1 protein-coding gene is annotated in these 2933 nt (G+C 70.1%); it reads right to left on the bottom strand.

Translation table 11 applies throughout. The features are described 5' to 3' along the window. The coding region (locus tag GBZ48_RS35680; RefSeq protein ID WP_174475353.1) for a beta strand repeat-containing protein at positions 1 to 2933 on the bottom strand (2933 nt) is incomplete at both ends.

The following is a 2933-nucleotide window of genomic DNA, read 5'->3' as shown; positions in this document are numbered from 1 at the left end:
AAGCCAGCAGCGTGGCGCCGGCCGAACCGATGGTGACGACGTCGGTGCCCGTGCCGCCCGTCAGGGTTTCCACAGCCGAGACCAGCAGGGTGTTGCCCACCGTGCTCAGCGTGATGGCGTCGGTGCCAGCACCGCCGGCCAGGGTCTCCAGCGCCGAGACCAGCATGGTGGTGCCGGTGTCGCCGATGGTGACGACGTCGGTGCCAGCACCGCCGGCCAGGGTCTCCAGACCGCGGACGGTGACGGTGTTGCCAGCCGTGCCCAGGGTGATGGCGTCGGTGCCCGCACCGCCGATCAGGAACTCAAGGGCCGAAGCCAGGACCGTGTTGCCCGACGAACCCAGGAACACCAGATCGGAGCCCGTGCCGCCGGTGATCGTCTCCAGACCCGAAGCCAGCAGCGTGCCGCCGACGGAGCCCAGGGTGACGACGTCGGTGCCCGTGCCGCCCGTCAGGGTTTCGAGCAGCGACACCAGAACGGTGCTGCCGGCCGTGCCCAGCGTGATGACGTCGGTGCCGACCTGACCGGTCAGCGTCTCGATGCCGGACACCAGCATGGTGTTGCCGAGGACCGAGCCGATGGTGACGACGTCGGTGCCCGTGCCGCCCGTCAGGGTCTCGACCGCGGAGACGAACAGCGTGTTGCCGGCCGTGCCCAGTGCGATGACGTCGGTGGCGGTGCCGCCGATGACCGTCTCGAGCAGCGAGGCGGACAGCGTGTTGCCGGTATCACCCAGGGTGACGACGTCGGTGCCGGCGGCGCCGGTCAGCGTCTCGATGCCACGCAGCAGAACCGTGTTGCCGGCAGTACCGAAGGTGACGACGTCGGTGCCCGTGCCGCCGATCAGGATTTCGATGCCCGACACCGCGACCGTGCTGCCGGCCGTGCCGAGGAAGATCAGCTCGGAGCCAGTGCCGCCGACGATCGTCTCGAGCAGGTTGGCGAGCAGGGTTGCGCCGGCCGAACCGATGGTGATGACGTCCGTCCCGGCAGAAGAACCCGTCAGGGTCTCCAGGCCCGAAACCAGCATCGTGCTGCCGTTGGCGCCCGCGCCGACCGTGATGACGTCGGTGCCCGAACCGCCCGTCAGCGTCTCCAGGAAGCCGATCAGCATGGTGGTGCCGGTGTCGCCGATGGTGACGACGTCGGTACCGCCCTGGCCACCCAGGGTCTCCAGGCCGCGGACGAGGATGGTGCTGCCGCCGGTGCCCAGCTGGACCACGTCGGAAGCGGTGCCGCCGACCAGGATTTCCAGGTTGTTGGCCTGCAGGGTGCTGGAGCTGGTGCCGAGGAAGACCAGATCCGAACCGGTGCCACCGAAGATGGTGTCGAGCAGGTTGGTGGACAGCGTGTTGCCGGCCGAACCCAGGGTGACGACGTCGGTGCCCGTGTTACCCGTCAGGGTTTCCAGAGCCGAGACCAGCAGGGTGTTGCCGGCCGTGCCGAGGGCGACCACGTCGGAGCCCGCGCCACCGGTGATCGTCTCCAGCAGCGAGACGGACAGCGTGTTGCCGGCCGAGCCCAGGGTGACGACGTCGGTGCCGGCAGCGCCGGTCAGCGTCTCCAGGGCCGAGATGGCCAGGGTGTTGCCGGCCGTGCCCAGGGTGATGACGTCGGTGGCCGCGCCGCCGATCAGCGTCTCGACGAGCGAAACGGTGGTCGTGTTGCCGGTGTCACCCAGGGTGACGACGTCGGTGGCCGCGCCGCCGGTCAGGGTCTCCAGACCGCGCAGCAGGATCGTGTTGCCAGCGGTGCCCAGCGTGACGACGTCGGTGCCGGTGCCGCCGACCAGAATTTCGACGAGCGAAACGGTGGTCGTGTTGCCGGCCGTGCCCAGGAAGACCAGATCGGAAGCGGCGCTGCCGGTCAGCGTCTCGAGCAGCGAGGCGGTGACGGTGTTGCCGCCGGCGCCCAGCGTGACGACGTCGGTGCCGGTGCCGCCCGTCAGCGTCTCGACGGTGTTGACCAGCAGAGTGCTGCCGGTGGTGGCGAGGGTGACCGCGTCGGTGGCGGTGCCGCCCGTCAGCGTCTCGACGCCGCCGACGACCAGCGTGTTGCCGGTGTCGCCGAGCGTGATGACGTCGGTGCCCGTGCCGCCGGTCAGCGTCTCGATGCTGCGCAGCAGAACCGTGTTGCCGGCCGTGCCCAGGGTGACGACGTCGGTGCCGGTGCCGCCGATCAGCGTCTCGACGAGCGAAACGGTGGTCGTGTTGCCGGCCGTGCCGAGGAAGACCAGATCGGACGAGGTGCTGCCGGTCAGCGTCTCGAGCAGCGAGGCGGTGACGGTGTTGCCACCCGTACCCAGCGTGACGACGTCGGTGCCGGCGCCGCCGGTCAGCGTCTCGACGGCGTTGACCAGCAGGGTGCTGCCGGCCGAGCCGATGGTGACGATGTCGGTGCCCGCGCCGGCGGTCAGCGTCTCGATCCCAGCCACCAGGACGGTGTTGCCGGCCGAGCCGATGGTGACGACGTCGGTGCCGGTCAGACCGATGATGGTCTCGACCGCGGTGATCAGCAGGGTGTTGCCGGCGGTGCCGAGGCCGATGACGTCGCTGGCGGTCGAACCGACCACCGTCTCAAGGGCCGAAACCAGCAGGGTGCCGCCGGCCGAGCCCAGGGTGACGATGTCGGTGCCGGCAGCGCCGGTCAGCGTCTCCAGGGCCGACACCAGGATGGTGTTGCCCGTGGTGACCAGCGTGACGACGTCGGTGCCGTTGCCGCCGGTCAGCGTCTCGACGAGCGAAACCAGCAGGGTGTTGCCGGCCGAGCCCAGCGTGACGACGTCGGTGCCTGCGGCGCCGGTCAGGGTCTCCAGGGCCGACACCAGGATGGTGTTGCCCGTGGTGACCAGCGTGACGACGTCGGTGCCGTTGCCGCCGGTCAGCGTCTCGACGAGCGAAACCAGCAGGGTGTTGCCGGCCGAGCCCAGCGTG

Origin of the sequence: Azospirillum melinis, from assembly GCF_013340935.1 — a bacterium.
Taxonomy (GTDB): Bacteria; Pseudomonadota; Alphaproteobacteria; order Azospirillales; family Azospirillaceae; genus Azospirillum; species Azospirillum melinis.
Note: the sequence above shows the minus strand (reverse complement) of the source record. Positions and strands in the feature narration are given on the sequence as shown.